The organism is Acinetobacter brisouii, assembly GCF_008993995.1.
In the GTDB taxonomy this organism is placed as follows: domain Bacteria; phylum Pseudomonadota; class Gammaproteobacteria; order Pseudomonadales; family Moraxellaceae; genus Acinetobacter; species Acinetobacter brisouii_A.
Genome location: NZ_BKNN01000119.1, coordinates 1 through 4394 on the forward strand (window position 1 = coordinate 1; position 4394 = coordinate 4394).

Consider the following 4394-nt stretch of genomic DNA (forward strand, 5'->3'; position numbering starts at 1 on the left):
AATCTTTCGCTTCACCGCCGTAAGTTTTCGCACAGATTGTTGCGATCGCAGCAGTAAGAGTTGTTTTACCATGGTCAACGTGACCGATTGTGCCCACGTTTACGTGTGGCTTATTACGTTCAAACTTGGCTTTAGCCATGATGTTCTTCCTCGTTTACGTCGAAACCAAGCTACAGGGGACTAAGCATTTAAAGCAACTCAGCACATCGACATATGGTCTTAAAAAAAACAGACGCCCAATACTTTAAAAGCAGACTAATAAGCCTGCTTCTTTAAAAATTTGTAGATAATTCTACTAAACTGTAATCTGGAGCTCTTATCGAGATTTGAACTCGAGACCTCTCCCTTACCAAGGGAGTGCTCTACCACTGAGCTATAAGAGCGATAATCTTCGATGGAGCGGGAGACGAGGGTCGAACTCGCGACATGCAGCTTGGAAGGCTGCCGCTCTACCAACTGAGCTACTCCCGCATGTTGGTATGTATACCACTTCATTCGAAGTTAAAATATGGTGGTGAGAGAAGGATTCGAACCTTCGAAACTTTCGTAGCGGAGTTACAGTCCGCCCCCTTTGACCGCTCGGGAATCTCACCATTATCACACTTATTTCAGTGTCATTCTTTCAACTTACATCACACTTTAAAATGGTGCCGGCACACGGATTCGAACTGTGGACCTACTGATTACAAGTCAGTTGCTCTACCAACTGAGCTATGCCGGCTCTTTCTTAGCGTTTCGATGTTTCGTATCGGAACGGTGTGCAGTTTAGCAAAACACAGAAATGATGCAAGCGATTTTTTTAAAAAAATCGCGAAAAACTCATAAAATCAATCCATTTGATGATAATTCAACCGCTTTGATCACTGCGCGAGCTTTTATTTGGGTTTCATTCCATTCAGATTCAGGATTTGAGTCCGCAACAAGCCCCGCTCCAGCCTGCACATACACCTTATTTTCACGAATAACGCAGGTTCGGATTGCAATCGACATATCCATTTCACCATGCCAGCCTAAATATCCAACAGCACCGCCGAAAATTCCACGTTTTACAGGCTCAACTTCATCAATAATTTCCATCGCACGAATTTTTGGAGCACCAGAAAGTGTGCCTGCGGGGAATGTTGCCTTAAAAACATCCAAAGCATCGACATCATCACGGACTTCACCTTGCACATTGGAAACAATATGCATGACATGTGAGTAACGTTCGATCACCATTTGATCAGTCACTTGCACTTTACCAATTTTAGAGACACGACCCACATCGTTACGCCCCAAATCAATCAGCATTAAATGTTCAGCAATTTCTTTTTCATCTGAAAGAAGATCTTTTTCTAAAGCCAAATCTTCTTCTTTGGTTTTACCACGTGGTCGTGTACCTGCGAGTGGACGCACCGTAGCAATGCCATTTTCTAAACGAGAAAGAATTTCAGGAGATGAACCCACGATATGAAATGGTTTTTGATCCGTTAAAGTATGCCCTTGCACCAAAAATAGATAAGGTGATGGATTGAGATGACGTAAGGCACGATAAACCTGTAAGGGTTCACCATCGAAGTCCGACACCATGCGATGACCTGGTACAACCTGCATCACATCGCCTGCGCGAATATACTCTTTAACTGTCTCAATCGATTCTAAGAATTTTTCTTTACCCGTAAGCGACTCAAAATGAGGAGCTGTATGCAGCTTGGCTTCTAAACTAATTGGTGTATTGAGTTGCTTTTCGATGCTATCGAGTTGTTGCTGCGCTTTTTGGTAAGCATCGGCATCCTGTGTGTCGGCATGCACAATAATAAATAAAGTGTCTTTTAAGTTATCAAACACGATGACTGTCTTGGAAAGCATCATCCAGATGTCTGGTAAACCGACTGGATCTTCCGCAGGCACATTTTTCAAGCGTGGCTCAATATAACGAACAGCATCGTAACCAAAATAACCAACCAAACCACCTGTAAAGCTCGGCAGTTCTGGAATCTCTTGCTGAGTTGGCACTTTAAACTGTGCCTGAAAATCACGGATATATTGAAATGGATCGCTGCATTGCTGTTGGGTAATCTGCCCATCTGCTTGCTGAATCGTTAGCTGTCCCGCATTACAAGAAAAGATGGTTGATTCACCCAAACCAATAATGGAATAACGCGCCCAGTTTTCACCACCTTCAACCGACTCAAATAAATAAGCTTGGCTATGCTGTTTCAGGCGAGCAAATACCGATAATGGTGTATCGGTATCTGCCAAACGGCGGCGATAAACAGGAATGGTGTTAAAACCTTGTTGTTGCAGTTGTTGAAATAATTCAGGAGTCATCATTTGGAATGCCTTTATCTTTTTAAATCGGGTTGATCAGTCAAAACTCGGAAAAGCGTTTATGAGCGACGCCATCGAAAAAATGTGATCATATTCATTCCAAAATTCCTGTACTTATTAAACAAACATTAAACGATTAAGGCTTCGAGAGTATCAATCACTTGCTGCGGTTGGCAAGCAGAAATGTCCTCACCATGATTATAGCCATAACTCATCACCACACAGTCCACACCCGCACGACGAGCCGCTTCCACATCATTACTTGAATCCCCAATCATCAGGGTTTTTTCAGGCTGAGTTTGAAAGAAGTCCATCGCATGTAATAAAGGCATTGGATCAGGCTTACGTTTCTCAAGCGTATCTCCCCCAACCACCAAGCCAAAGAAGTTATTGACATCAAGTTTTTCCAAGAGGATTTTTGCCAAATGCTCAGGCTTATTGGTCACACACGCCATATGGAGCTGCTGTGATTGGCAATACTCTAAAAAAGGCAGGACACCTGCAAATAACTGGCTTTCGACACACAGTTCAATTTCATACACTTCCAAGTATTTTTCGAGTAAGCATTGATGCTGTGCTGGATCTATTTCACCTTGTAAATGCATTAAGACGCGATCACAGAGTTTAGAAGTTCCCTGTCCAACCCATTCTCGAATTTGCTGCTCAGTCACTAAAGGATAGCCAAGTTGCTGCAAAGTGATATTCATCGCGCGAAACATATCTGCGGCGGTATCAATCAGTGTCCCATCTAGATCAAATAAAATGACATCACGTTGTGGTAAGCGACTCACTGATGACATACATTTCTCCCTTTTAAAGGACTGACTTTGCGCTGCAATTCAGCCCTTTTATACTTTATTTAAAAAATACAAATGCCAAAACTGCCAAAATAATCACCACGATAATCGTAATTAGACCAACAGATGCATTTTTTTGCTGTTCAACTTGTTGTTCAACACGTGAAACAGGTTCCTCGACAGGAACAACTTCAGGTTCAGCCTTGACATGAATATCGACTCCCTCAGGAATCGGGGCAGGTTTTGGTACAGCAACATGCTGAGGCATTCCTTCGCGACTGACAGGTGTTTCAACTGCACGTTCAGTCAAACTTGGCATACCTTGCTCACTCATTTTCTGAGCTTCATTTGGTGCTTCTGGTAATTCTAAGTTTTCATCAATAACTAAATCTGTATTTTCTGCCAATAATGCAAATTTCAAATTTGCAAACTGCACAATATCACCTGCAGCCAACAAAGTTTCTTGCACAATTTTTAAATCATTCACAAATGTGCCATTAGATGAATTTAAATCACTTAACCACAATTGATCATCACGTACAGCAAGTGCCGCATGACGACGAGAAATTGCTGATGATTGCAATACCACATCACAGTCCTGATGACGACCAATTAATACATCGTGTTTAACTTCAACTTCCTGACCTTGTAATTCATCAGAAATCGCTTGTAACGTCCAACTCATATTGATTTCTCATTTTTTGGTTTGGCATAGAATAACATGTTTAATTCGATCTGCTTGTTGCACAATTTATGTGACGTGAATTTTCAGCCATAAAAAAAGCTGAATTTATTCATTCAGCTTTTTTATGTTTCTTAACCTAAATTAGATAAGAAAATCTTCTAGGCTCGCACCTTTTTCCAACTCAGTCACTAACCAGCGAGGTTGTTTACCACGACCTGTCCAAGTTTCTTCTGGGTTATTTTTATTACGATAACGCGGTTCAACAGTTTTGCGTGTTGGGCTTTTACGTTTTTGAGCACCATATTCAAGAAGCTGTTCAATTGTTAAATCTAAACCTGCAGCGATTTCGATTACTTGATTATAAGCATCTTGAATTGCTTGTTCTTTTTTAGAAGCAATTAAAACTTCTGCTTCACGTTGTAAGCGTTTTAACTCTTCAACAGATAATGCGCTAATGTCTTGCACGATTTTTCTCCCAATTTAACTTGAAGCATATTTAAAATATAAACTTCTATGTGCGAAATATATTAATCTACTTTTGATTATTAAGTATAGTGATAACTGAAATAAATAACGTGTTTTTACAGTAATACCGTCTATTT

At 40.8% G+C, this 4394-nt stretch carries 5 protein-coding genes and 4 tRNA genes; all 9 read right to left on the reverse strand.

What is annotated here, in order from left to right; translation table 11 throughout:
• The coding region (locus GBN19_RS14765; RefSeq protein WP_227545342.1) for a GTP-binding protein at positions 1 to 139 on the reverse strand (139 nt) is incomplete at its 3' end.
• 169 nt (positions 140 to 308) lie between these two features.
• Positions 309 to 383 (reverse strand) — tRNA-Thr (locus tag GBN19_RS14770).
• A 12-nt stretch (positions 384 to 395) separates the two neighbouring features.
• Positions 396 to 471 (reverse strand) — tRNA-Gly (locus GBN19_RS14775).
• Between the two features lie 38 nt (positions 472 to 509).
• Positions 510 to 593, reverse strand: a tRNA-Tyr gene (locus GBN19_RS14780).
• Between the two features lie 52 nt (positions 594 to 645).
• Positions 646 to 721, reverse strand: a tRNA-Thr gene (locus GBN19_RS14785).
• A gap of 98 nt (positions 722 to 819) precedes the next feature.
• Positions 820 to 2313: an anthranilate synthase component I gene (gene trpE / locus GBN19_RS14790; RefSeq protein ID WP_151778645.1), complete on the reverse strand. Its 1494-nt coding sequence runs from the start codon at positions 2311 to 2313 to the stop codon at positions 820 to 822.
• A 125-nt stretch (positions 2314 to 2438) separates the two neighbouring features.
• Complete coding sequence (locus GBN19_RS14795) at positions 2439 to 3110, reverse strand: phosphoglycolate phosphatase (RefSeq protein ID WP_151778646.1); 672 nt, start codon at positions 3108 to 3110, stop codon at positions 2439 to 2441.
• Between the two features lie 55 nt (positions 3111 to 3165).
• Positions 3166 to 3792 carry an FHA domain-containing protein gene (locus GBN19_RS14800; protein ID WP_151711024.1) on the reverse strand — a complete coding sequence of 209 codons (627 nt, stop codon included), beginning with the start codon at positions 3790 to 3792 and terminating at the stop codon, positions 3166 to 3168.
• 141 nt (positions 3793 to 3933) lie between these two features.
• Entirely contained in the window at positions 3934 to 4260 is a 327-nt protein-coding gene (locus tag GBN19_RS14805) for an H-NS histone family protein (RefSeq protein WP_151711025.1), read from the reverse strand.
• Positions 4261 to 4394: the final 134 nt, after the last annotated feature.